The sequence below is a fragment of the Burkholderia sp. SRS-25 genome, assembly GCF_004343765.1.
GTDB lineage: Bacteria > Pseudomonadota > Gammaproteobacteria > Burkholderiales > Burkholderiaceae > Burkholderia > Burkholderia contaminans.
Genome location: NZ_PTXM01000023.1, coordinates 95298 through 121206 on the forward strand (window position 1 = coordinate 95298; position 25909 = coordinate 121206).

Annotated in this window: 21 protein-coding genes; 4 read left to right on the forward strand and 17 right to left on the reverse strand. The window is 66.0% G+C overall.

Going from position 1 to position 25909, the window contains the following annotated elements; genetic code table 11:
- Positions 1-17: 17 nt before the first annotated feature.
- The 8 genes from C5O79_RS29810 to C5O79_RS29845 form a co-directional block, all read right to left on the reverse strand.
- A complete protein-coding gene (locus C5O79_RS29810; RefSeq protein ID WP_122477392.1) occupies positions 18-1169 on the reverse strand; it encodes an acyltransferase in 1152 nt (383 codons plus the stop codon).
- Positions 1170-1403: 234 nt separating this feature from the next.
- Complete coding sequence (locus C5O79_RS29815) at positions 1404-1643, reverse strand: hypothetical protein (RefSeq protein ID WP_089442781.1); 240 nt, start codon at positions 1641-1643, stop codon at positions 1404-1406.
- Positions 1640-2323 (reverse strand): DUF2589 domain-containing protein, encoded by a 684-nt coding sequence (locus tag C5O79_RS29820; protein WP_131932009.1) that lies wholly within the window; start codon positions 2321-2323, stop codon positions 1640-1642. The genes C5O79_RS29815 and C5O79_RS29820 overlap by 4 nt, the downstream gene beginning before the upstream one ends.
- The gene (locus C5O79_RS29825) at positions 2286-3137 is read right to left on the reverse strand and encodes a hypothetical protein (RefSeq protein ID WP_122475540.1); all 852 of its coding nucleotides are present in this window, start codon (positions 3135-3137) and stop codon (positions 2286-2288) included. Before C5O79_RS29825 ends, C5O79_RS29820 begins: the two co-directional genes overlap by 38 nt.
- Positions 3138-3198: 61 nt before the next feature.
- Positions 3199-4506, reverse strand: a complete 1308-nt coding sequence (locus C5O79_RS29830) for a DUF2589 domain-containing protein (RefSeq protein WP_089457993.1) — start codon at positions 4504-4506, stop codon at positions 3199-3201.
- 110 nt (positions 4507-4616) lie between these two features.
- Positions 4617-4979, reverse strand: a complete 363-nt coding sequence (locus tag C5O79_RS29835) for a hypothetical protein (protein ID WP_089442785.1) — start codon at positions 4977-4979, stop codon at positions 4617-4619.
- Between the two features lie 169 nt (positions 4980-5148).
- Positions 5149-5304 carry a LuxR C-terminal-related transcriptional regulator gene (locus C5O79_RS29840; protein WP_236862379.1) on the reverse strand — a complete coding sequence of 52 codons (156 nt, stop codon included), beginning with the start codon at positions 5302-5304 and terminating at the stop codon, positions 5149-5151.
- A 7-nt stretch (positions 5305-5311) separates the two neighbouring features.
- The gene (locus tag C5O79_RS29845; RefSeq protein ID WP_089442787.1) at positions 5312-5560 is read right to left on the reverse strand and encodes a helix-turn-helix transcriptional regulator; all 249 of its coding nucleotides are present in this window, start codon (positions 5558-5560) and stop codon (positions 5312-5314) included.
- A 289-nt stretch (positions 5561-5849) separates the two neighbouring features.
- Between C5O79_RS29845 and pip the strand changes: the two genes are divergently transcribed.
- Positions 5850-6782: a prolyl aminopeptidase gene (gene pip, locus C5O79_RS29850; RefSeq protein ID WP_071332793.1), complete on the forward strand. Its 933-nt coding sequence runs from the start codon at positions 5850-5852 to the stop codon at positions 6780-6782.
- A 67-nt stretch (positions 6783-6849) separates the two neighbouring features.
- Here the strand turns inward: pip and C5O79_RS29855 are convergent, their stop codons facing one another.
- The 9 genes from C5O79_RS29855 to C5O79_RS29895 form a co-directional block, all read right to left on the reverse strand.
- Complete coding sequence (locus tag C5O79_RS29855) at positions 6850-7122, reverse strand: hypothetical protein (protein WP_122475538.1); 273 nt, start codon at positions 7120-7122, stop codon at positions 6850-6852.
- 224 nt (positions 7123-7346) lie between these two features.
- Entirely contained in the window at positions 7347-8690 is a 1344-nt protein-coding gene (locus C5O79_RS29860; RefSeq protein ID WP_131932011.1) for a virulence factor, read from the reverse strand.
- A gap of 122 nt (positions 8691-8812) precedes the next feature.
- Positions 8813-10984 (reverse strand): hypothetical protein, encoded by a 2172-nt coding sequence (locus C5O79_RS29865; protein ID WP_122477390.1) that lies wholly within the window; start codon positions 10982-10984, stop codon positions 8813-8815.
- A 453-nt stretch (positions 10985-11437) separates the two neighbouring features.
- Positions 11438-12472 (reverse strand): transglutaminase family protein, encoded by a 1035-nt coding sequence (locus C5O79_RS29870; protein ID WP_131932013.1) that lies wholly within the window; start codon positions 12470-12472, stop codon positions 11438-11440.
- Complete coding sequence (locus C5O79_RS29875) at positions 12466-15072, reverse strand: circularly permuted type 2 ATP-grasp protein (protein WP_163009052.1); 2607 nt, start codon at positions 15070-15072, stop codon at positions 12466-12468. The genes C5O79_RS29870 and C5O79_RS29875 overlap by 7 nt, the downstream gene beginning before the upstream one ends.
- 215 nt (positions 15073-15287) lie before the next feature.
- On the reverse strand, positions 15288-18701 hold the full coding sequence (locus C5O79_RS29880) for a transglutaminase family protein (protein ID WP_122475530.1): 3414 nt from the start codon (positions 18699-18701) through the stop codon (positions 15288-15290).
- Between the two features lie 96 nt (positions 18702-18797).
- Positions 18798-19781, reverse strand: coding sequence for a transglutaminase family protein (locus tag C5O79_RS29885; protein ID WP_046547559.1), 984 nt, complete (start codon positions 19779-19781; stop codon positions 18798-18800).
- 8 nt (positions 19782-19789) lie between these two features.
- Complete coding sequence (locus C5O79_RS29890; RefSeq protein ID WP_039357158.1) at positions 19790-20731, reverse strand: alpha-E domain-containing protein; 942 nt, start codon at positions 20729-20731, stop codon at positions 19790-19792.
- A 64-nt stretch (positions 20732-20795) separates the two neighbouring features.
- Positions 20796-22211: a circularly permuted type 2 ATP-grasp protein gene (locus C5O79_RS29895; RefSeq protein ID WP_039357160.1), complete on the reverse strand. Its 1416-nt coding sequence runs from the start codon at positions 22209-22211 to the stop codon at positions 20796-20798.
- A gap of 589 nt (positions 22212-22800) precedes the next feature.
- On the opposite strand from C5O79_RS29895, the gene C5O79_RS29905 reads away from it, so the two are divergent.
- The 3 genes from C5O79_RS29905 (at position 22801) to C5O79_RS29915 (ending at position 25815) form a co-directional block, all read left to right on the forward strand.
- Positions 22801-23799: a LysR substrate-binding domain-containing protein gene (locus C5O79_RS29905; protein WP_046547557.1), complete on the forward strand. Its 999-nt coding sequence runs from the start codon at positions 22801-22803 to the stop codon at positions 23797-23799.
- Between the two features lie 712 nt (positions 23800-24511).
- Positions 24512-24949, forward strand: a complete 438-nt coding sequence (locus C5O79_RS29910; RefSeq protein WP_046547556.1) for a hypothetical protein — start codon at positions 24512-24514, stop codon at positions 24947-24949.
- A gap of 62 nt (positions 24950-25011) precedes the next feature.
- Positions 25012-25815, forward strand: a complete 804-nt coding sequence (locus tag C5O79_RS29915) for a hypothetical protein (RefSeq protein WP_122475524.1) — start codon at positions 25012-25014, stop codon at positions 25813-25815.
- Positions 25816-25909 lie beyond the last annotated feature (94 nt).

The window sequence follows — 25909 nt, forward strand, 5'->3', positions numbered from 1 at the left end:
GGCACCGCCCCGCCCACCTACTCCGCCACCTTCGCTCCGATCGCCTCGCCCGACGTCGGCATCCGTAACCCATCGTCACGCTCACGCCGCGCCTCGCGCGCCGAATAACGATCCTTCAACCGCAGGAACGGCTTCTCAACGAGGAAATAGCTGGCCGTCGCCGCCATCAACGCCCACACGATCCCAAGCGGAAACGCATGCGGAACCTGCAGATCCGGGTTCGCAAACGGCTGCTGCCACAGATAAAGACTGAACGAGATCGTGCCGACGAACACAACCGGCTGCGCGCGCAACCACCGCGCACACCAGAACTCGCTGCGGAAATTCAACACGACGATCACGATTGCGATCAACGCGGCTTCGACCGTCACGCCATAGGTCGCATTCCAGAACCCGCCGAGCCGATGTTCGGCGAACGGCATGCCGATCAGCACGATGACGATGATCGCGGTCACGATGCGCGCCTCGCCGCGCCACGTACGAATCCAGGCTTCGAGCCGCTCGCGATTGAGCGACACGTAACAGCCGATCAGGATCGGATCGACGCCCGTGTGCAGCATCATCCCGAGTTGCCCGCGCAGCGCAGGCGCCACGAAATACGTCACGGCGCGCACCAGCGGCACGACCAGGATCAATGCAGCCAGCCAGCGCGTACCGCCGCGCCGCATCCCATACACGAACAGCAGCGGCCAGAACCAGTAGAACTGTTCCTCGAGTGCGAGCGACCAGAAATGGCCGAGATACCACGCGCCGTCTGGATGCAGTGCGTTGTCGCCGGTCAGCCCGAACCACGCCGAGTAATTCCACAGGTGCAGCGCCGCATACAGCCACTGCCTGCGGTCGACGTCGAACCAGCCGGTGAAGGCCACGATCGCCACCGCCGCGAGATAGACATAGCAGGCCGGCCAGATCCGCAGCGCGCGGCGCACGTAGAACGACGTCAGCGCGATGCCGCCCGTGCGCGCGAACTCGGCACGCAGCACGTTGGTGATCAGGAAACCGCTGAGGACGAAGAAGATCAGCACGCCGAGCCGGCCGTCGGCGATCAGCCGCAACGGCGCGTACCAGCCCGTGTAGCCGCCGGGCAGCACGTGCTCGGCGTGCCCGACCACCACCATCGCGACCGCGACGGCGCGCAACCCGGTCAACTGCGTGACGCGATGGTTCATCGGCTGGTTTCCGTTGGCACGGTGGATGGGCAGCACGCCGGCGCCCCGCTTCGGCACGCCGATATGCCGCCGCGATTTTGTATGAAAAATATCGGAATGAAATTGCTTCAAAATTCCCGATGCCACTCCGGCTCGCGGGCCGCCCCGGCGGGACGCCCGGGGCGGGTGGCGATCGGTTGGCCGTCTGCTGCGGCGCAACGACCCGCAGGCCGCCGCTAAGTCGCGGCGCCGTTTTCACCGATCGGCTTTCTTCTCCAGCAGCCGGACGTTCTGCTGCGCGACCTGGAGATCCTGCAGCCGATCCACCAGTTCCTCGCAGCCCGTCTTGTCCATCTGGAACGACGTGCCGCACATCGGGCAGCGGACCTCGCTGCTGCCGAGAAAATCCGCCAGCGACAATTTCACCCGCCCGCGTGCGCAAACCGGGCACGCAAAACCCGGCGCGTCGTTCAGCATCTTCTCGCTCGTCTTCATGACTCCCTCCTGGAGTGGTCGCCACCGTCGCCGGTGGCCTGGGTGCCGACGCCGCTTACCTGGGTATTCATGCCCAGCAGCGCCAGCAGATTGCCGATGCCGGCCGGGATGCCGGCCTGCCCGACTTCGACTTTGGCGCCGATGTTCGCCTCGAGAAACGGCGACACGTCCTCACGCGCGTGGCTGCCGGCCTCGGGCCGGCCACGCGCGAGCATTGCGCTCCAGCGATACCGGCGCGGCGCAGTGTCGTCCGCATCGTCGGGCAGCAGCGGGATCGCGCACGGCGCCTGCACGCGCTCGGCGAGCAGCAGACGCACGCCGAAATCGAACGTCGCGGTCTTCACTTCGAGCAGCGGCAGCGGAATCAGCGACAGCACCGGAACCTGCACGCGGCGCCATTCGCTCTTGTCCTTGCCGACCACCTGTTCGTAGAAGAACGTGATCATCCTCAGTTCGCCGAAGTCGGTGCCATTCGGGTCGCCCGGTTCGCAGACAATGGACGCGTTCTGCACGAAGCCAAACTCGCGGACGTACCGGACGAACTGACGCGCCGCCATGAAGTCGGCCTCGATCACGGCCTCGATCGGCGCGGCAAACAAGTACTGCAGATCGACGACGGGGCTGATGGAATCGGTCATGGCATCACTCCGTGACGACCAGTTCGTCGCGCTCGCGGCCACCTTCGCCGACGAGCACCCACTTGTAGTTGCGCAGCTTCGCTCGCAGCGTCAAGGTCTGCACGAATTCGGCCGGAATGCCCTGCAGCGCGGCCGGGTCCAGCGTCACCGCGAGCGACGGCACGCGCGCGGTCTCCGCCTGGATCCGGCGCTGCCGCTCGGCGGCCGCGTCGACCAGGCCGCGCAGCGCCTCCCAGCTCGCATCGACCACCGCGGCGAACGACGCGCGTCCCGCGTCCGTGCGACCGTCTGCGTCGAACACGTCCGCCAGGCTGCCGTCCAGCGACGCATGGAGCACGTCGAGCAGTCGGGCACGCAGCGCATCGAGCGACGGCTCCGTACCGCGCATGGCCTGCGTCAGTACGTCGCCGAGCAGCGCATGCAGGTTGCTGCCCAGCTCGCGCGCGACGCGAGACGAACGCAACGCGTCGATCCGGTCGCGGATCGGGTCGGTGCCCTCACCGGCCGCCCCGCTCGCACCGCGCACGGAGCCGAGCGCATCGGCGAGATCCCGCAGCAGCAGCGCGCCGGCCTCCGTCGCCAGATCGGCAACGGCGACCTGCGACGGCAGCGCATCGGCCGCCGGCGTATCCGCGTCGAGCCGCGAAGCCCGTTCGTCGCCGTCGGCGCCCGGCGGCACCGCGAAGCGCAGCGTCACGTTCGCTTCGTCGAGCAGGCCGTTCGGCACCGGGAAATACTTGAGCAACGGATCCTCGCGATACTGCACCGCAAGGCGCTTCGAATACAGGTTCGCTTCGTGCTGCGCGCCCGCGAGACTGTCGAGGAACGCGGCGGCGATATCCCGCAGATTGGTCATCGGTGTTCTCCTCTAACCCGCGCCGGCAGGCCGGCGCGGGCGGGTTGTCACATCGGGCGGATCAGGGCTTGGCCTGCAGCGTGATGCTCGTGGACGCGGTGGCGCCGTCGATCGTCGCGTTGACGGTCATGACCGACTTGCTGCTGTCGTCAAGGGCCTTGCAGACGATCTCGACCTGGCCGTTGGCATCCGTCTTCGGCGAATTGCCCTCCACGCTCTTGCCGTTCGCCTCGACCTCGAACGCCGTGCCGCCGGTGTCGAACGTGAAATTCAGCTCGACGCCCACCGCCGGTGTGCCGTCCGGCTTCAGCGCGGTCAGGACGTCCTTGCCGGTGTCCCCCTTGGCGATCGACAGCATCGCCTGCGCGCTCTTGAGCGACGGCGCCGCCGGCGGCGGCAACCGGTGCAGCACGCGCACCGGCACGACGACTGTCTTTGCGTCGGCGTTGCCACCGTCCGGTGCGGGGATCGACGCGGACACCGTCAGGTCGATCGCCTGCGCGGCGACCTCGCCTTCGGCCCAGAACAGGACGGACAACGAACCGTCGCCGTCGGTCTTGAACGACGCGATCTTGCCGGTTTGATCGAACGGGATGGTCGAACCGAACGGCGCCCGACTCATGCGGAACTTGTCGGCGAGCGCAGGATCGATCTGGAACACGACTTGCGTATCGCCGGCGAACAGCCCGCTCGAATTCTGCAGACGCACCTGCAGCATCTGCTGCTGCGACGGATCGCCGGACATCACGGTCGACAACGCCGGGCTGACCTGCATGTCCCCGTTGCGGCTCGCACCGGTCGCGGCGCTCGACAGGATGTTGAGCACGGTCGCGAGCCCGGCCGGCACGCCGGCCTGCGACGCATGCACGAACACGTCCTGCGTGTACTCGACCGAATAGCGCGAATCCTGCGTCGCCTTCGAATCCTTCTTGCTCGAGTAACTTGCCTTCATCTGCGCCGACAAGCTGAACGGCCCCCAGCCGATCTTGCCCTGCGCCGACAGTTCACCCGCGATCGCCTCCGACTTCGACTCTTCCGACGTCGACGACGCCGCCGCGTTGATGTTCGCCTTGAACTGGATCGTCACTTCGTCGACCAGGATCAGCGGCACCGGCACGATCGTCAGCAGCGGCACGATCAGCTTCACCATCTGCCCGTCCTTCTGGTACAGGAAGGTGACGTTGACGGCCTGCTTCACGCCGTCCTTGTCGGTCGTGAGGCCGACCTTGTCGATAAACTCATAGGTGGATTTCGCGGCCATCGCCTGCGCGGTGATCGCGGCCTGCAACGGGCCGCCGATCAGGGCGCTGTAGTCGATACCGTTCAACAGACTCCGGGCGGACTCGGCCGCCGAATTGTCAACTGGCATGATTGATCTCCTGTGATTCCGGTTCCGCACGCGCCGCCGTGCTGTCCCGCCGGCGCGTGCGGTGCGTCACGCGGCCGCCGCGCCCGATCGGGCGACGGCCGGGCCGGCAGTTACGCTTGCTGCGGCGGCGGGCGCAGGCGAAAGAGGATGCGGCTCGGGCTCAGTTCCGCATCCACCTCGTAGCGCCGCCAGATCGCGAAGCCGATCAGCAGCGCGAACGTGCTGACCGTCGTGACCACCACCCCGCGATAGATCGAGGCGTTCGGCACGCGACGAGGCCGCGGACGCGGCGCGGCATCGCCTTGCGCGTGATCGTCGGCGGTCGTCGACTCGAGCAGTTTCGTCCACTCCTTGACTTGCTGCGGTTCGGTGACATCGACCACGAACGCCGCAGTGGATTGATTGACGAATGTCGCCACCTCGACCTGAGTGGCCGGATCGTCCTTCCAGACAATCACTTTTTCGCTTTCCATTTTTCACTCCTTTTCATGATGAAAATCGGGTGAATTCGCCCTCGGAATATCGCGCATTCTCCCGTCCGCGAGCGAATGCAATGCAATATCCGCCCGGCATTCAAATTGCACCGAATGCGAATACCCCTCAATACCTCCGATTGCGTAGCGAAAATACGGATCACCGGAATCACAATTCGCGACCGATTTTCACCAGACGGGCAAGTTCGTGAATGGACAGCTTGCGCATGATGTTTTCACGATGCTTGCTGATCGTGCGCGGGCTGACATCGAGCAATCTTGCGATTTCCTTGCTCGCGAGACCCGCGCCGATCAGGCGCAGCACATCCCGCTCACGCGGCCCGAGCGCGGCGATCTTCGCAAGGAGAGACGTCGTCCGCGAGCGGCGGCGCGTGTTCGACCGCGTAGGCCACGAGTTGCGCGGTGCCGGTCAGGCCGAGCTTGCGCACGATGTTCGCGCGATGCTTGCGCACCGTCATCGGTGCGGCTCCCAATGCCGCGGCAATCTCCGTACAGCGCATCCCCCGTGCGATCAACGACACGATCTCGCGCTCCTTCCTCGTCAGAGAATCGCTATCCATTCACAATCCCCGGAATTATTTTGATTTCTCATTGATCCGCGACGCATGGCCAGCGTCATGAGTGCATTTCACGTGTGGCACGCACATGAAATACACAGGCATATTGAATCGGAATGCGTGACCGATGCGATGCGTTTTTTTACGGATTTTTTCATTACCGATCGACCACACGGCAGTCGTCCCGCATGCGGGAACCGGAACGCGCCATTTCGACGAGTTGGGCATAATGGCGTACTGCCTTCGGCACCGGCTGCCCTGCGCCCCACCGACCTTTCAATCAGGAAACGTCATGTACCCACCGATCGAACCCTACGCCCACGGCCACCTCGACACCGGCGACGGCCATCGCATCTACTGGGAGCGCTGCGGTAACCCGGCCGGCAAGCCCGCCGTGTTCCTGCACGGCGGCCCCGGCGCCGGCTGCAGCCCCGACCATCGCCGCCTGTTCGATCCCGAGCGCTACGACATCCTGCTGTTCGACCAGCGCGGCTGCGGGCGCTCGACGCCGCACGCCAGCCTCGAGAACAACACGACGTGGCATCTGGTCGCCGATATCGAACGCCTGCGCGAGATGGTCGGCGCGGAAAAGTGGCTCGTGTTCGGCGGCTCGTGGGGCAGTGCGTTGTCGATCGCCTATGCAGAGACGCACCCGGAGCGTGTGAGCGCACTGGTCGTGCGCGGCATCTTCACGATGCGTCGCGCGGAATTGCTGTGGTACTACCAGGAAGGCGCATCGTGGCTGTTCCCCGACCTGTGGGAAGACTTCGTTGCACCGATCCCGGAAGCCGAGCGCGGCGACCTGATGGCCGCCTACCATCGCCGGCTGACCGGCAACGACGAAGCCGTGAAGCTCGAAGCCGCACGTGCGTGGAGTATCTGGGAAGGCCGCACGATCACGCTGCTGCCCGATCCCAAACTCGCCGCGCACTTCGCGGACGGTCACTACGCGCTCGCGTTCGCGCGGATCGAGAACCACTACTTCGTGAACCGCGGCTTCGTCGAGGAAGGCCAGTTGCTGCGTGACGCGCATCGCCTCGCCGGCATCCCGGGCGTGATCGTGCAGGGTCGCTATGACGTCGCGACACCCGCGCGCACCGCATGGGAGTTGTCGAAGGCGTGGCCCGATGCGACGTTCGAGATCGTGCCCGGTGCGGGGCATGCGTACAACGAGCCGGGGATTCTGGAAGCACTGGTCGCGGCGACAGACCGGTTCGCCGCGTAAGCGTCATCAACGTGATGCAACGCGGTGCGTGCGGCCGTGCCTGTCGGCACGCTCACGCACCGCCCTGTCAAAGCGACGCGTCGACGATCGCCTTGCCGCTGATCGCCCGCTCGACGAGCTGCTCGTCGCCGACCTTGCGGATCGCGTCGTCGAGCAATCCTTCCGGCGCTTCGGTCGCCACCTTCAGCAAGCCCGACAGCCCGCGCGCGTCGAGCACCACCAGCGTCTCCATCGAATCCGCCCGGCTCACGAGCACGCGGCGCCACGCCGGCCCCGCGCCGAAGCTCGCGCAGAGTGCAATCGTGTCGCTGCCGAGTGGGTAGTCGAAGTTCTTGATCATGATGCGCCGCCGTTGCAAGGGAATGGCGATGCGCGACGGTGCGGCGCCGTGACGTCGACGCACCCGCGCGTGCCGCCGGTGCCCCGGATCGAGTCCGATCCGTTCGCCGGCATGATCATGCTAGGCGTGCAGTATTAACGAAGACTTAAAGCGCCGACGCGATCTCCGCAACGGCCGATGAACCTGATGGGCGTCAAGCCCGCCGACCATCGCACTGACATACCTCACCACGAATAGCCCTGCATGCCGTAATCGGTATCGTGCCGGCGGCCCCACCACGGCAGGTAGGCGTTGTTTCCGCCGCGTGCGCGGAACCAGTCCTTGTCGGGATCGATCGGCGTGAGCTTCGATGGTGGCCGGACGACGACCGCGACGGGATGCTCGGGATCGGTCGTGCCGGCGACGAGTGCGTTGCCGCCAAAGTGATTGATCCGGCCGATGGCGAGCGCGACGTCGGTCAATGCGCTGCCGGTTCCCATGTCGCCGAGTAGGGCCGCCGTGTTGAAGGTCTGTTTGCGGTGGTCGTATTCGGGCAGGGTTTCGGTCAAGGTCTGTCCGAGCACGGCAAGACGTGACGATGATGCGTCGCTGCCCTTACCTGCGTCGTGAACGATGTAATGGAGATCCGGGACTGCGACGCCGGCGTTGCGTGCCGCTTGGTCGATGGTCGCCTTCCACGTCTGCACGGCGCGGGTCGTACCGACCTTCTGCGGAAAATCATGCGTGTTACCGGTCGCGGCCTTGCCGATCCAGGCGAGCGGTTCACGCTCGGTTTTGAAGGTTGGGCCGGCGAGGAACAGCGCGACCAGATTCTCGTTGATCTGTGCATCCGTGGGCGGGAAGTCGGGTGCGTCCCAGTTCATCACCCAGACGCTCTTGTCGGGGTTCGCCTGCAAGTAGTCCAATGCGCTGTTCAGCGATATGAAGCCGGCGTTGGGGCCGCCTTGCGTGATTCGTACGTCGGGAGGCGTGTCGCGGCTCCACAAAGTCTTGGGTGACGGCGGGCCGATCTCGAAGAAATTCATCATCCGATCGATCATGCGCGATCGGGCATAGGCCGCGTCGAGGCGAAGTGGAGTGGCAATTTCGACCCGGATACCCGCGAGTTCGCGCCAATCGATTTGCTTCTCGGACTTCACCGTGTAGAAATATTTTGTGTTGCTGAAATAACGGGTGCGTATGAGCAGGATGAATTTATCAATGTACTTGGCATAGAAGCCCTTGAATGTCTCCTCGCCGCGATTGCCGTACACCAGTGCGCCAATTGATTGAAGCGTCGCAAAGGATTTAGGATCGGTTCGAACCATGTCATCGCTTTTGTTCGGCGCGGCAAGCCCTTGCGTCCACAGCAATTGCCATTCTGTCGGGTAGTCCATGCGTTGCAACGGGTTCAACCAAATCAGGCCGACGACCTGCGCAACGAATGGCTTCGCCGGCTCTTCGACTGCGGGAACTGCGTTCGCTATCGGCTCAGGGGCGGGTGCGGAATGCACCGAACGGACCATGGCCGTCGTGAACAGAAACGCCACGAGCGCCATCAGACTCGGCACTACTACAAATCGCTTCATCCAATCTCCTATTTCGAATTGGGTCGAGTCGGGTTGCTCAACGTGCGCCATCAGTACGGCTGCGATCATCCACGCTGCGACCGCAACGGCGACACGTCGAGGCCATGTTGAAATCAGAATCTTCAAATCGCGCCCCCGACCTTGAGATAGACTTGTCCTTCGCGTTCGTCCACGATCGCGGAGGGAATCTTGGCTTCGCTTTTCTCGGCATGTACCCATTCATCGAGGGGCGTTCTATCGAGCGCTCCTGACGCAAAATAGTCGTAGTACTTCTTGTTCGGATTGCCATTGGGGATGCCGTCCCCCATCCGCCAATCCGCCTCAATCCGCAGGTCGGAGAGTTGCTCGGGCGTCAGATAGCAAACCCCAATCGCCACATCGTACGCAAGCGCCTTTTCGGCATGCTTCGGATTGGTCATCGTCGTGGAGTGATTCGTCGGGCTGTTGGTCGAACCACGATCGAGCCAATCGACAATCTGTTTATCGCGCCATTCCTTGTAGCCGTCCGGCATTTCGCTCTTGCCGTCCTCACCGATCACGTGGCCATCACCATCGAGCCATTCCGTATTCAGCGTTCGCCGCGCCTCCATCCGCATCAACGCGCGGTCCTCATAACGCTGTCCGGCTTCGCTCTCTGCCGTCCCTTGTGCGACGCTGTCATTGTTCTTCGCGTTGTACTGATCGTAAGGATCGTCCGCGCGCTTGTCTGCCTCGCTCTTGCTTGCGTCGCGCCATGCGGCCGGCGGATCGTTGCCTTCGTTGAAGTCGCTTGTCGCATTGCCGTCCTTCGTTTCGATGGGCTTGCCGAACCGCAACGCCTTCGGCGGGAACGGTTCGTCGAGTGCCGGCGCGTCCGCCACCACGCTCCAATCCTTCGGCGGATTGGCGTTCACGCGGAACATATTCAATGCCGAGCTGATCTGGGTCACGAAAAACATGATCGGCGCGGATGCAAGCGTGGCCGCTATCCCGAACACGGACTCGTTTCCCTTGAGTGCACCGATGAGATTGAATTTGGCAGGTGGCGAAGGCGGATACCAGAATCCCGACGTCGTTCCCTCTTTGCCATGCCGCCAGTCATCCTCCCGATACCGATAGCGTTTCTGCACGCCGACGTGGAAGCCGGAGGCAAAGACGCGCTGCGTCAGCACGCCGGGGACGCCGATATCGTTCAGCTCGTTCTCGTCGATGCCGCGCCAGCCGATGCCTTGAACCGTGACGGCCGAAATCACCTGGTCGTGTGGACAGCAATATGCGGTGACGCGACCATACGTCGATCCGTTCAGGCCGTGGCGTACCCGATCGTCCTGTGCTGCATAAGACTTCTTGCTGGTCGGCGATACCCGTTCGTTCGCCATGTCTTCATCGATCTTGTCTGCGGGAAGTTCATAGGCCTTCCGCGTGCCGATGATCGACAGAAACTTGCCGAACGTTTTCGTGCGGGCGGTGTAGGTCTGCCGCCCGCGACGGCCGCCACCGTCCCTGGTCGCGCGTTGCGACCATGTATCCATGAACGTATCGGATGGATTCGGCCCGTCTGCGCGCGCAAGGCTGTACGGCGCATTCGCCAGCACGTAGGCATCCGCCACGCAATGCCCGCTACGTCCCCACGGATCTTCGACATCGGGTAGTGCATCGCCGAAGAAAGCCGCGGTAAGGCCCACGATGTTGCCCTGGCTATGGCACACGACGGTGATCGGCACGTCGGCCTGCATGCGGCGGATCGACTCGATCAACCTCGCAAGGCGCAACGCTGCGAGCACGCCATATGCGCGGGGTGGCGCGCGATACAGCGGCCGGTTGGTCGGGTTGATCCCCTGGACGGTCAACCACCCGGCCGCGCGGTCGTCGAGGCCGCCGTGCCAGAGATCGGGCAGGCTCGCGCAACCGTTCGTGAACGGGCCGCCGCCCCAGTAGTCCCTCTCGTTCAGAAAGATCTTGTCGCCATACTCTTTCAGCTCAGCGGCGGTCGCCCGATAGCCCCATCGGAAATGAATGACCGGTGAAAACGACGGATCGGCCTTGACGTAGTTATCGGCAAGCAGCTTCGGGTTCAGAAACCCGTCCGGCGTCACGCTTTCCGTGTACTTCGCCGGCACCAACTGCCCGGCATCGATGCCGCGATACTTCAGTTGATCGTCCAGCCGCCCGAGCCGGCGATTCAGGCCGTCGCACAATCCTTGCTCTGCCGCCTCGAACCATTCGCCTTCAGAGTTCACCCCATGCACGAAGATGACGATACCGGGCAACGGCATTTGCTTGATACAGATCAGCCGGGTGCCTTTCGTCCACATCGAGACCCCGTCGCTGCGGCCAACGACGATCGAGGGGGGCTTGCGTGACGTTGCGGTGCCGTCCGCTTCGGTTGCATCGATCAACCGTGCGACGGGTTCGTCCGTCGCCGATCGATGTTCGGGATAAAGCTGGGTCACCCTGGCTCCTGCGCGCGGTTTGGTGTTGTTCTGCCGTTCCGCCGCCAGTCATTCAAGCTGACGTGACGTGAACGCAGATGCGGATCATCGGAAATCCGCGCACCAGCGCACAAGTGCAGTTTTCTCTTTTCCTACAGAATTGAACTCGTCTGATTAAGTTGACCGGCATGACGCGCAACTTTCCGGTCATGTCTGACGGTCACGTACGAAGCCTTTACCGAACCGCAGTGCTTCTACCGTTCGGTTCCACCGTCATGGCCGTATGCTCCTGCCCGCAGCGGGCGACAAGCGACTGGCGCGCACAGCGGACCCGCGTCAAACGACATCGAGCGGCTCCACTGTCACGCCGACCTTCAGCTCCTGATCCGCACCGCCGCCGCGAATCACGCCGCGCAGCGGCGTCACGTCCGCATAGTCGCGGCCGATCGACAACATCACGTAGTCGTCGCCCGGCGCGCGATCGTTGGTCGGGTCGAGCTGCAGCCAGCCGTTGTCTTCGGGCCACGCCGGGTCATACACCTCGACCCATGCATGCGACGCGTCGGCACCGATCAAGCGCGGCTGCCCGGGCGGCGGCTGCGTGAGCAGGTAGCCGCTCACGTAACGCGCGGCCAGTCCGAGCGAGCGCAGCGCGCCGATCATCACGTGCGCGAAATCCTGGCATACGCCCTTGCGCAAGCGCAGCGCGTCGAGCGCCGACGTCGTGATGTCGGTGCTGTTCGGCATATATGCAAAATCGGCATGCACGCGCCGCATCAGCTCCCACGCAGCCTGCACGAGCGGCCGTTGCGGCGTGAAGCTCGACGCCGCGTACGCGGCGAGTTCGGGATCGCATGCGACATGCGGCGACGTGAACACGAATTCGCTCGCCGCGTCGTAGGGCTGCCCCGCGCGAAACCGCAAGCGATCGCGCACGGCTTCCCACGCCATCGCCTGTTTCGGGTCGGGTTTCGCAATGGCGGGCGGCGGCTCCCCGCGCGCACCGCGCGACCACACCGGCGGCGTCACGCGTACCGTGCTGCGGCTGCGCACGAGCAGCGCATCGTGCGGCTGGTTCAACGCAAACGACGCGCGCGCATTGCCGAATGCATCGATCTCGGTCCCGACCGATTCCGGCGCGGGATCGATGTCGAGCGCGAACGACAGCACCTGCTGGCGTGGCGTGACGAGCGGTTGCAGGCGTGCCTGGTGCTGCGCCGATTCGACGCGCGCCGCGTAACGGTATTCGGTGTCGTGCGTGACGCGCAGCAACCGGCCTGGCGCAACAGCGGGCTTTGCTGCCGGTGCCGATGCGTTCCGCGCATTGCCGGAACCGTGCGGCGCTTTCGCCGCGCCTTTCGTCGTCACCATAACGTCCTGCCCGCCTCGCGCACATGGCTGAAATAGCGTTCGCCGATCCGGTTCGACAACTCCCAGACCGCCTTCACCGTCGTGTCGAGCGCCTCGAGCAGCTTGTCGTGCCGGCCGCCGTCGGCGGTCTCGCACAGCTCGTGCAGCGACCACGCGGGGACGTCGGGAATCGTCTCGGCCAGCTCGGACAGCGCGTAGCCTTCGCTGCGCTCGACCTTCGTCAGCCGGCCGCGCAGCGCCTGCACGACCCAGCCGAGCGAGCGCGGATTGTCGGTATCGAGCACGACGAGCGACAGCAGCGGCGCGACGTCGAAGCCGCGCTGGAACCGCGAACGGAACGTGATCGTGCTGTCGAACAGCTCCAGCACGAGCTCGAAGCCGTCCTGCCGGTGCACCGCGCCCTCGTCGAAGGCCGCCTTCAGCACGCTGCAGAGGAAATCCAGCCGGTCGATCTGCCGGCCGATCGACAGCAACCGCCAGCCGTCGTCGCGCGTCATGTTGTCGGTCTGCGCGCCGGTGATCGCGCCGAGCACCAGGCCGAGGCGCTCCAGCAACTGCAGCGCCTCGTTGCCGATCTGCTCTTCGGCTTCCGGCAGGCCGGCGCTGTCCGCGAACAGTTGGGTCGCGTCGTCGATCAGTCGCCACTGATCGCTCGACAGTCGCTCGCGGATCGCGGCGGCTGCGCCGCGCATCCCGAACAGGCAGGACGCAATGCCCGACGTGCGATCCGCGCCGCGCGTCAGCGACGTCGCGAGCGTGTGCTGGAATGCACGCGGCGCATCGACGGCGTTCGGCGCGTCGGCTGCGATCAGGCCCGTATCGCGGCACAGCGTGTCGAGCAGTTCCAGGTGCGCGGGGCTGTCGACGTCGTCCTCGCCGCGCAGCCGTTCGAGCGCCGCGCGCGCGAGGCGCATCAGGTTGGTTGCGCGTTCGGTATAACGGCCGAGCCAGAACAGGTTCTCGGCCGCACGGCTCGCGATCGCGCGCGGGCGTTCGACGAGGTCGTCGGGGCCAAGGTGCGTCTGCAGCAGCGTCGTCGAATCGACGATGCCTTCGGTCATTACCCACGTATCGACGGTGCTGCCGCCGCGCGGCATCGGCGCGTTGAACAGCGTGTCGCGCGTGCCGACGCGCGACAGGCCGCCCGGCAGGAGCCGCCAGCGCTGCGCGCCGTCGGCGAGCGCGAACACGCGCAGCAGCACCGGCTTCGGCACGATGCGTGCACCGCCGTTGCTGTCGGGCGCGTCGTGGCGCGGCCAAGTCGGCGCCTGCGACAACGGCAGGTCGGCCTGCACCGTGTAATGTTCGGGCCGCGCGAGAATCCGCGCGCGCCATTCCGCCAGCTGCGCCTGCGTGAGCCGCGCGCCGATCACCGGCTCGAATGCGCCGCCTTCCTGCACGTCGGGTGGATAGGATGCCTTGACGATACAGCGTGCGAGCTGCGGCAGCGCGTCGTCGCACGCAGCCGCCTCGCCGCACCACCACGAATGCACGGCCGGCAGCGTCAGCGTTTCGCCGAGCAGCGCTTCCGCGAGACGCGGCATGAAGCCGAGCATCGCCGGCGATTCGAGGAAGCCCGAGCCCGGCGCGTTCGCGAGCAGCACGTTGCCCGCACGCACGGCCTGCAGCAGCCCCGGCACGCCGAGCATCGAGTCGGGCCGCAGTTCGAGCGGATCGAGCCACGCATCGTCGACGCGCCGCAGGATGCCATGCACCGGTTCGAGCCCGCTCAGCGTCTTCAGGAACACGCGGTTGTCGCGCGCGGTCAGGTCGCCGCCTTCGACGAGCGTGAGGCCGAGGTAGCGCGCGAGATACGCGTGCTCGAAATACGTCGCGCTGTGCGGCCCCGGTGTGAGCAGCACGATCCGCGAATTCTTTCGCGTCGGGCTGAGCGCCTGCATGCTCTGCAGCAGCGCGCGGTACGCGGACGCGAGCCGCTGCACGCGCAGCCCGCGAAACCCGCGCGGAAAGAGCCGCGACACGATCAGCCGGTTTTCGAGGAGATAGCCGAGGCCGGCCGGGCCTTGCGTGTGCTGCGCGACGATCCGCCACTGCCCGTCCGGGCCGCGCGCAAGGTCGAACGCGACGACGTGCAGCCACGTATCGCCCGGCACGCGCGCGCCGCGCATCGCGCGCAGGTAGCCGGGATGCGCGGTGACGAGCGCGGGCGGCAGCAGCCCGCGCTCGAGGATCGTCTGCGGCCCGTACAGGTCGGCCAGTGTCGCGTTGAGCAGCCGCACGCGCTGCAGCACGCCGCGCTCGATCGAGACCCAGTCCTCGGGCGTGACGATCAGCGGCAGCAGGTCGAGCGACCACGGGCCGGCCGCGCCGTCACCGGCGCGCTGCTCGTGCAGTTGATAGAACAGGCCGTTCTCGCGCATGCGCCGGTGCAGCGCGTCGGCGCGGCGATCGAGGTCGGCCACGCCGTCGCTGCCGATCGACGTGAAGAAACTGCGCCACGCGGGCGCCAACGCAGGCGCGTTCAGGCCGGCCGCGCTGCCGCGCAGTTCGTCGTAACGACCGGCGGCAGCCGGCGCCGCGAGCGCGGCGGCCAGTTCCGCGGCATCCGGCTGCGCGCCGGTATCGAAAAGCGTGGGCATCGCGTCGAGGGCGGCGAGATGATCGGTGTCAATGGGCGGCACGATGTCGTTCCGTCGTCAGGGCACAGCCGCGCACACGCGCCGCCACCCGGGCAGCGGGCTGCGGCGCGCGGCCGCAATCTGCCCGCATCCTAGCATTCCGGCGGGGCCGCCAGCGACCGAAACCGCCGGGGTATCGCGAACCGCGCATCGTCATCCGCGTCGTCATCGTCCGGTCACGGCCGCCGCAGGTCGAGCGTGAACGGGAATTCGCGGCTCGGCGCTGCAGCCGCGACATCCATCCGCCCCGGCGTGTGCCCCATCTCGACGAAGCGCGCGAGCCGGCGGCTCTCGGCTTCGTATGCATTGACCGGGAACGTCGCGTAGTTGCGCCCGCCCGGGTGTGCGACGTGATAGCGGCAGCCGCCGAGCGAGCGCTGCAGCCACGTATCGACGATGTCGAACGTGAGCGGCGCGTGCACGCCGAGGGTCGGATGCAGCGCGGACGGCGGCGACCACGCCTTGTAGCGCACGCCCGCGACGTATTCGCCGACGGTGCCGGTCGGCTGCAGCGGCAACGCGCGGCCGTTGACCGTCACGACGTGCCGGTTGTCGTTCAGCCCCGTCACGCGCACCTCGAGCCGTTCGACCGACGAATCGACGTAGCGCACCGTGCCGCCGGGCGCGCCCTCCTCGCCCATCACGTGCCACGGTTCCAGCGCGCCGCGCAGCGACAGTTCCATCCCGTTCACTGCGATCTGGCCGAACAGCGGGAAGCGGAATTCGAAGTGCGGCGCGAACCACGCCGGATCGAACGCAAAGCCGGCGTCGCGCAGTTCGGTCAGCACGTCGTCGAAATCCATCTGAAGAAACGCGGGCAGCATGAAGCGGTCGTGCAGCGCGGTGCCCCAGCGCGTGAGCGGCGTCGTGTACGGCGCGGCCCAGAAACGCGCGACCAGCGCGCGCAGCAGCAATTGCTGCACGATGCTCATCCGCGCATGCGGCGGCATCTCGAACGCGCGCAGTTCGAGCAGGCCCAGCCGGCCGGTCGACGAGTCCGGCGAATACAGCTTGTCGATGCAGAACTCGCTGCGGTGCGTGTTGCCGGTCACGTCAATCAGCAGGTTGCGCAGCACACGGTCGACGAGCCACGGCGGCATGTCCTGCCCGAACAGCAGCTTGTTGCGCTGGATCTCCGCGAACGCGATGTCGAGTTCGTAGAGCTGGTCGTTACGCGCTTCGTCGACGCGCGGCGCCTGGCTCGTCGGCCCGATGAAGAGCCCGGAGAACAGGTATGACAGCGACGGATGGTTGTGCCAGTACGCGATCAGGCTCGCGAGCAGGTCCGGGCGGCGCAGGAACGGGCTGTCGGCCGGCGTCGCGCCGCCCAGCACGAAGTGGTTGCCGCCGCCCGTGCCGACGTGGCGGCCGTCGACCATGAACTTCTCGCTGCACAGCCGCGACTGCCACGCGGCGTCGTACAGGAATTCCGTGTGATCGACGAGTTCGCCGAAGTTGCCGGCCGGATGGATGTTCACCTCGATCACGCCGGGATCGGGCGTCACCTGCAGCAGCTTCAGCCGCGCGTCGCGCGGCGGCGGATAGCCTTCGAGCACGAGCTTCACGCCCAGCGCGTGCGCGGTCAGCTCGATCGCGCCGAGCAGGTCGAGATAATCCTCGAGCGCGGCAAGCGGCGGCATGAACAGGTACAGGATGCCGTTGCGCACCTCGACGCACAGCGCGGTGCGCGTGATCCACGCGGCCGACTCGAACCGCTCGGGCTGGCGACCCGGGTCGCGCGCGGCCGGACGGCCGTTGCCAGCCGTGCCGTCGTCGCGCCACTGCATCACGGTCTGCGCGGCTGCCTCGCGATGCACGCCGGACAGGTAGCGCGGCGCATCGGCCGGGCCCGCGTAGCGTGCACGGATCGCGGCGGCGTCCGGCAGCGCGTCACGCGGCGCAAACGGGTCGCGCTCGACCAGATACGGATAGTCGGCGCGGCTCGCCCACGGCAGCGAATCGAGCGGCAGCCGATAGCCCATCGGCGAATCGCCGGGCACGAGGTACATCCGCTCGTCGCGGAAGAACCACGGGCCCGTCTGCCAGCGCGGGCCGTCGAGACCCGGCGCGTTTTCTGTACGCTTGACCGGCAGCACGTAGCCGACCACGCTGTCGAGCTGCTGCTCGAACACCTTGCGCAGCCGCGCGCGTTCGAGCTCGTCGTCGAGCCTCGAGTCGAACGGGTCGACGTTGACCGGCAGCCGGCGCTCGCGCCACAGGTAGTACCAGACGTCCTCGTAGCCGGGCCGGATGAATTCGTCGGTCAGGTTCAGCCGCGCGGCCAGCGCGTCGATGAAGCGCTTCGCGTCGTCGGTCGTATAGGCGGACGGCTCGCGCTCGTCGGCGAACAGCGACGGGTCGTGCCACACCGGCTGGCCGTCGGCACGCCAGAAGATCGACAACGCCCAGCGCGGCAATTGCTCGCCCGGATACCACTTGCCCTGCCCGAAATGCAGGAAGCCGCCGTCGCCGTATTCGGCGCGCAGCCGCTGCACGAGTTCGGTCGCATAGCCGCGCTTGGTCGGGCCGAGCGCGTCGGTGTTCCACTCGGCGCCGTCGCGATCGTCGATCGACACGAAGGTCGGTTCGCCGCCCTGCGTGAGCCGCACGTCGCCGGCCGCCAGCGCACCGTCGACCTGCGTGCCGAGCGCCAGCACGCCGTCCCATTGCGATTCCGTGTACGGCTTCGTCACGCGCGGCGATTCGTACACGCGCGTTACGCTCATCTCGTGCTCGAACGACACCTCGCACTCGTCGATCAGCCCCTCGACCGGCGCGGCGCTGGTCGGCTGCGGCGTGCAGGCCAGCGGAATGTGGCCCTCGCCGGCGAGCAGGCCGGAGGTCGGATCGAAGCCGATCCAGCCGGCGCCGGGCAGGTATACCTCGCACCACGCGTGCAGGTCGGTGAAGTCGACCGACGTGCCGCTCGGGCCGTCGAGCGATTTCACGTCGGGCGTCAGCTGGATCAGGTAGCCCGACACGAACCGCGCGGCGATGCCGAGGTGGCGGCACAGCTGCACGAGCAGCCATGCGCTGTCGCGGCACGAGCCCGAGGCCAGTTCGAGCGTCTGCTCGGGCGTCTGCACGCCCGGCTCCATCCGCACGAGATAGCCGATGTCGCGCTGCAGTTGCTGGTTCAGCGCGACGAGAAAATTCACGGTGCCGGCCGGCGTGCGGTCGACGCCGTCGAGATACGTTCGGAACAGCGGCGACGCGCTCGTCTGCGGATCGCACACGAGATACGGCGCGAGCTCGGTCTTCAGCGCGTCGTCATAGCTGAACGGGTATTGCTCCGCGCTGGCTTCGAGGAAGAAGTCGAACGGGTTGTACACCGACATCTCGGCGACGAGATCGATCGTGATCTCGAAGTGCTCGGTGCGCTCCGGAAACACGAGCCGCGCGAGATAGTTCGAGAACGGGTCCTGCTGCCAGTTGATGAAGTGCTGCGCGGGCTCGACCGTCATCGAATACGCGAGGATCGGCGTCCGGCAGTGCGGCGCGGGCCGCAGGCGCACGACCTGCGGGCCGAGGTTGACGAGCCGGTCGTAGCGATAGCGGGTGGTGTGATGCAGCGCGACGTGGATGGACATGGGAGCTCGGTTCGGGTTGGGCCAGCCGCGCGCCGCGTCGCACTCGATGCGACGCGGCGCCCCGGCCTGGCGGATTCGGCGAAAGCGTGCGCGAGGTCAGACGAGCTCGGGCGTCTGCACGACGCTGATCTCGACACCGACGGCCGTCGCGCCGAGCCCCGTCACCGGCTGCGCGTCGCGATAGTCGAGGCCGACCGCGATGCGCACGTAGCGCTCGTCCGGGCAGCGATTCATGAACGGATCGAATCCGACCCAGCCCAGCCCTTCGACATAGGCCTCGGCCCACGCATGGCCGGCCGGCTGCTGCATCAGCCCGGCCGCCTGCGGCTGCGCGCCGTGCGCCGGCTGCGGCATCCCCTGCGACTGCGACTGCGCGGCATGCGACGCGCCGAGCACCTGCTGCATGCCCTCGCCGCTCTGCAGCGCGAGCGCTTCTTCCTCCTCGACGTCGCCCGCGTTCTGCTTCGCGTCGGCGATGCGCTGCATCGCGCTGTCCGCCAGCACGTAGCCCGAGATGTAGCGCGCGGGAATCTTCAGCACGCGCGCGGCCGCGATGAACGCATGCGCATGGTCGCGGCTCGTGCCCTCGCCGCTTTGCAGCGCGGTTTCCGCGTCGACGGGGGCGTCGGCGGCCAGGTTCGGCGCATACGCGATGCGGTCGTGCACTTCCGTCATCAGCCAGTGCAGCGCGTCGAGGCTGCGCGGCTCGATCGGCAGCGCTTCCGCCAGCGCGCGCACGGTGTCGCCCGCTTTCGTCAGCGCCGTTTCGCGCTCGAAGATCCACGGCGGCGCATAGCCTTCGGGATGACCGAGTATGCCGGCGCGGTCCTGCGTCTCGACGACGCCGGCCGCGATGACGACGATCTCGGCCTTCGCGCCGCGGTCGTGCCGCACGAGGTCGATCCGGTTGCCGAGCCCGTCGGCATAGGACAGCGACGGCTCGACGCCGTCGATCGTGACCTGCCACGCGCGCACCGTCTGCCCGGGGCCCGACTGCGGACGCAGCCGCAGCCGTTGCAGTGCATGGGTGGCTTGATCGTCGAACTGATAACGCGAGATGTGTCGAATGGCGAGTCGCATGGCAAGTCTCAGTCGAAGTTGTAAGCCTGGGCGATCTCGAGCCCGAGGCTGTTGTTGCGGCCGATGAAGTCGGTCAGGAACTCGTGCAGGCCGCTCTTGAAGATCCGCTCGACCGAGGTGTCGGACAGCATTTGCAGGATCTTCGTGGCCGTGTCGTGACACGGGTGTGTCACACCGTAATCCTTCGCGAGCAGGTTCAGGCTCGACACGACGCGCCCGTAGCAATAGCGCAGCGAACGCGGCATGCGGCCGTTCAGGATCAGGTAGTCGGCGATGTTCATCGGCTTGTACTGCACGTCGTACACCCAGCGGTACGAACGGTGCGCGGCGACGCAGCGCAGGATCGTCTCCCACTGGTAGTTGTCGAGGATCGTGCCGACGTGCGACACCGACGGCAGCAGCAGGTGGTATTTCACGTCGATGATCCGCGCGGTGTTGTCGGCACGCTCGACGAACGCGCCGATCTGCGCGAAATCGAAGATCTCGTTGCGCAGCATCGTGCTGTAGAAGCTGCCGAGGATGAGCGCGGTTTCGCGCTTCACCTGGTCGAGCACGGCCGGCAGTTCGCTCTCCGGCACCGGCTGCGCGAGCGCGCGGGTCAGCGCGAGCCATGCGCCGTTCACGCTCTCCCATGCCTCGCGCGTGAGCGCCGTGCGCACCATCCGCGCGTTCGAGCGCGCGGCCTCGATGCACGACAGCACGCTCGACGGGTTGTCGCGGTCGCGCAGCAGGTAGTCGGTCACGGTATCGGCCGCATACGCGTCGTATTTCTGCCGGTAGCCTTCGTCCGTGCCCGAGCTGACGAGCACCGACGACCATTCGGCCGGCGCGTCGGACGTGCGCGTGAGCGCCATCCGCAGCCCGGCATCGACGATGCGCGCGATGTTCTCCGCGCGCTCGATATAGCGGTACATCCAGTAGAGGCCGCTTGCAGTACGTCCCAGAAGCATCTCGTGTCCACTCCGTCTTCGTTCGGTTGGCGCCCCGGTCGCGGGGCGCGCGGTCGCGTCCGGCTCAGTCGGCCAGCACCCAGGTGTCCTTGGTGCCGCCGCCCTGGCTCGAGTTGACGACGAGCGATCCCTCCTTCAGCGCGACGCGCGTCAGCCCGCCCGGCGTGATGCGGATCCGGTCCGACACCAGCACGAACGGCCGCAGGTCGACGTGGCGCGGCGCGAGGCCGGCTTCGGTCAGGATCGGCGTCGTGGACAGCGCGAGCGTCGGCTGCGCGATGTAGTTCGCTGGGCGCGCGCGCAGCTTCGCGGAAAAGGCTTCGAGCTCGGCCTTCGACGCGCACGGCCCGACCAGCATCCCGTAGCCGCCCGAGCCGTGCACTTCCTTCACGACCAGTTCGTCGAGATGGTCGAGCACGTATTTCAGGCTGTCGGCTTCGCCGCAGCGCCAGGTCGGCACGTTCTCCAGCAGCGCCTTGCGGCCCGTGTAGAACTCGACGATCTCCGGCATGTACGAGTAGATCGCCTTGTCGTCGGCGATGCCGGTGCCGGGCGCGTTCGCGATCGTGATGTTGCCCGCGCGGTACACGTCCATGATCCCCGCGACGCCGAGCACCGAATCGGGGCGGAACGTGAGCGGATCGAGGAACGCGTCGTCGACGCGGCGGTACAGCACGTCGATCGGCTGGAAGCCTTCGGTCGTGCGCATCGCGACACGGCCGTCGATCACCTGCAGGTCGCTGCCCTCGACGAGATGCACGCCCATCTGGTCGGCGAGGAACGAATGTTCGTAGTACGCGGAATTGTGGATGCCGGGCGTGAGCACGGCGACGGTCGGGTTGTCGGCATTGCCGCCCGGCGGGCATACGGCCGCGAGCGACTGGCGCAGCATCTGCGGATAGGTCTCGACCGGGCGCACCTTCACCTGCTGGAACAGCTCCGGAAAGAGCTGCATCATCGTCTCGCGGTTTTCCAGCATGTACGACACGCCGGACGGCGTGCGCGCGTTGTCTTCCAGCACGTAGAACTCGTTCTCGCCGGTGCGCACGATGTCGACGCCGATGATGTGCGTGTAAACGTTGCCGGGCGGCCGGAAGTCGATCATCTCCGGGATGAACGCTTCGTTGTGCGCGATCAGGTGCTTCGGCACGATGCCCGCACGCACGATTTCCTGGCGGTGGTAGATGTCGTCGAGGAAGGCGTTGAGCGCCATCACGCGCTGCTCGATGCCGAGCGACAGCCGGCTCCATTCGGCGCCCGAGATGATGCGCGGAACGATGTCGAACGGAATCAGCCGCTCGGCCGCCTCCGCGTCGCCATAGACGGCGAACGTGATGCCCGTCTTGCGGAACACGCCTTCCGCGTCGTAGGCCTTCTGGGCGAGGCTCGCGGGATTCTGCGTGTCGAGCCACTGCTTCAGGCGCGCGTAGGGCGCCCTTACCATGTCGCCGGATTGCAGCATTTCATCGAATGGCTTCATCGATCTTTTCTCCATCGATCGTTTTCCCCGGCATTGCGCATGCCGGACCGGCGTAATGAATGCTTTGCAAGGAACGTGCCTTGCTCGATCCCCTCGATATCCCCCCGTTTTTGCGCCGCGCCGGGCACGCCCGCGCAGCATTGCGCACCACAATAGTGCAACACCCGACGCGGCGTGCGCGGACATGCGCCGCGAGCGCGCACGGCCGATGCTGCGCCGCATCTTTCAAACATAGTTCCCCCGCGTGTCACGAATGTGCAATCTGCACTGCACAATAAACGGCGCGACCGGGCACTGGACCGCTGCCATGAAGGCGGGCCGGCACGCGCACGGCGCAACCGGCCCGGAGGGAAGTACCGTCTGCGGCCGCACCGGCAGTTCGACGCGATGAACTGTCCGGTTAGCCGGGTCCGGCACCTCAACGCTATGCAGCCGTAATCCCGCCGACAACGCCCATGCATATTTCGACTGACACCCATCGAAAAAAAACATCGGCCCGACCGGCGCGAGGCGCGGTACGCTAGAAAGTTCGTGCAGCAAACGGTGCCGCCGCCTTTCAGGCGCCCGACTATAAAAAGCGAAGATCGAAATGGAAGCAAAGTGGCTGGAAGATTTCCTGAGCCTTGCGGATACCAAGAGCTTTTCCCGGGCCGCGCGTAACCGGCACCTCACGCAGTCGGCATTCAGCAGACGAATAGCTGCGCTCGAAACCTGGATGGACGCGAAGCTGGTGGACCGGAGCATCAACCCGATCACGCTGACACCGGCCGGCCAGATGTTCCGCGGGCTCGCCGCGGACATCCTGCGCAGCATGTATGCGGCACGCAATCTCGTGAACGGCTACGACCAGTTCGCGGCCAGCGATCAGGTCGTGCGTTTCGCGGTGGCCCACACGCTCGTCTTCACGCTGTTTCCCGAGTGGCTCAAGCAGCTCAACGGCGAGGTCGGCCACGTCACCGCGCGCGTCAACGCGGTGAACGTGCCGGAAGGCGTGCAGCAGCTCGTCGAAGGGGAATGCGACCTGCTGCTCGGCTATCACCATCCGCAGTTGCCGATCGTGCTCGACCCGAACCACTTCCCGTTCGTCAGCCTCGGCGTCGAACGGATCCTGCCCGTGTCGACACCCGATGCGCGCGGCAAGCCCGTGTTCCAGCTGCCGGGCACCCCCGATGCACCGCTGCCGCTGCTCGCGTATTCGTCGGGCGCGTTTCTCGGCAACATCGTCGAGATGCTGCTGCTGAATGCCACCGAGCCGTACGTGCTGCACCGCTGCTTCGAGACACACATGTCCGAGGCCCTGAAGGGCATGGTCGTGGCCGGGCACGGGATCGGCTGGCTGCCGGAAAGCTGCGTCGCGAAGGAACTCGCGGATGGCACGCTCGTATGCGCGGGTTCCGGCGACTGGATCACCGAGCTCGAAATCCGCCTGTACCGGTCGGCCCGCAAGCGCGGGCTCGCGGCCGAGCAACTGTGGACCTACATCATGAACCGGCCGCACGCGGCGGTCGAAGGTGCAGCCGGCGCGCCCGAACCCGCCGCCGCACCGGCGATGCGCATCGCTCGGCGCAGCGCGGGCGGCAGCCGCTGATCGTCGCGTTCGCGTCGTTGCCGCGGACGACGCGAACGCAAGTGCGGTTTGCGGCGATCCGGTGTGCGCGTCCATTCGCGCCGCGCCGCTTCCCGGAGCGCGCGCCCCGCTCGCCGGTAGCAGGCAACGATCCCGCTTTAGCCTGAATAATTATCGCGCCGGACGCGGAATCGATATCAGACGAATCGCAATCGTTTGCATTCCGAGGATGAAGTTTTTACGTCCGACATAGCAAACCGGCATTTTCCGTCTGATTATCTTGGCAGAAATACCCTGTTACAGAACAAATTAAAAGTTTCGATTTAGCTGTAACAAACTAAAATACCAGAAACGCCTCCGCCGCGTTTCATATCGCGCGACCTGTATCCGGATCGATATCAATTCCCCCGGAACACAGTCGCAAAAATTCCTTTTATCAGTCGTTATTTTTCGGCACGAATGTCGATACGTCCGACGTGATTCAATGCGTGCTGGATCATCCCTACCGAATAGCAATATTCATATTCGGCAATATCGACTTTCTTCATAGGCAAGAGAGTCATACGAATCCATCGTTATCCTATTTAAATAGGATATTTAACGCCGTCCCATTCAGGCCACACGCGGTTGTTGGTTCAAAATCCATCGTGTATCAATAGCGTGTCGCAAAAAGAACGTTGGCAAATCTGACTCGGAATAAATGCTCGCCATTGATTCCGGACGGGAGGTTGCAATGTCTTCCTCGTTTCGACAGCAGGCTCGCCCTTTCCTGAGCGTCTTCCTCTCCACGCTCTGCATGAATGCGATGGCCCAGACGCTCGCGTCCCAGCCACCCGCGCCCGCCCCTGCATCCGGCCCGGGTGCGGATCGCTACGTCATTTCGTATATCTGCGGCGATGCGCGGATCGACGGTACGGCACCGCTGCCGCCCGACGGACGGCCGTACAACCTGGGCGTGTCGTTTGCTTCGGCCCAGACGGGGCAGCCGCTCGCCAACGTCCAGGTGCGCCTGCGGCGACATGGCCGCGTGCTCGTCGAATTCAATGCCTCGGGGTCGCGTTGCCTGTTCAGCGTGCCGGATGCGAGCTACCGGGTCGAAGGAACCTATCAGGGCGCGACCCAGTTCGCGATCGTCGAAACGGGTGCGCTGACCACGCAGTTGAAATGGTGAGCGCCACCTGAGCGCACCCCATCACGTCTTACGCCACACCGTATCGAATCGAGGAGACATGAATGACTCGTGCAGAACGACAGGACGGCTCGCCCGCCCACCAGCCGAAACCCTCCTGGGGTCCCGGAAAGAACGCGGCGCTCAGCTTCGTCGCATTCGCCGCGATCTTCGGCATCTTCGCGTACGCCGAACGGGACACGACGGTCGGCCATGCGAGCGTGACGCACGACATCTCCGGCGCGATCGGAACCGCCGTCGGGAAAACCCGCAAGGCAATCATGACCCTTGCCTCGCGCACAACCGCAACCGGTACGCCCCTAACATCGGCCGAACCCGGGCCGGCCTCGGCACGCACGCAGGCCTCGCCGCCCGCGCCGCCGCCGCAGGTCGCGGCGACTTCGGCTGCGCCCGAGGTATCCACCGTGCCGCCCGTCACGCTGGCGGTCGAACCGCAAGCCGCGCCGCAGCCCGCCCCCCGTGCCATTGCAAAACACCGGCAATCACCGCATGCGCCGCCCGTGACGCTCGCGGCCGGTGCGCACGGGGCGTCGGCCTACGGTCGCGCCGCCACGCGGCACGGTGCCGCGCATCGTGCGCAGCGTACCGAAACGCTGGCAGGCACGAGCAGGCGCATGAACTTCGCGCCCAGGCCCCGGCCGTACGGCACCGACACGGCGCGCATGCAGACGGCAAGCGTCACGCACGCAGAACTGGAAAGCGCGCGTGCGCTGGCGAAGGCGCGCTCATGCGCGGTGATCGACGAATGGAACTGTGTGGAGCAGAACGCGAGCCGGGCGCTCGCGATCGACCCGACGAACAGCGAATCGCGTGCATTGCTCGGTCAGGCGATCCGCAACCGGCTGTAAGCCGGGGCCGCAGCGCCGGGCACTCGCGGCCCGGCCGCGCGACGCACGATGACGTGCGTCGCCAGGCGGGCAACCGATGTGATCGTTTCGAAAG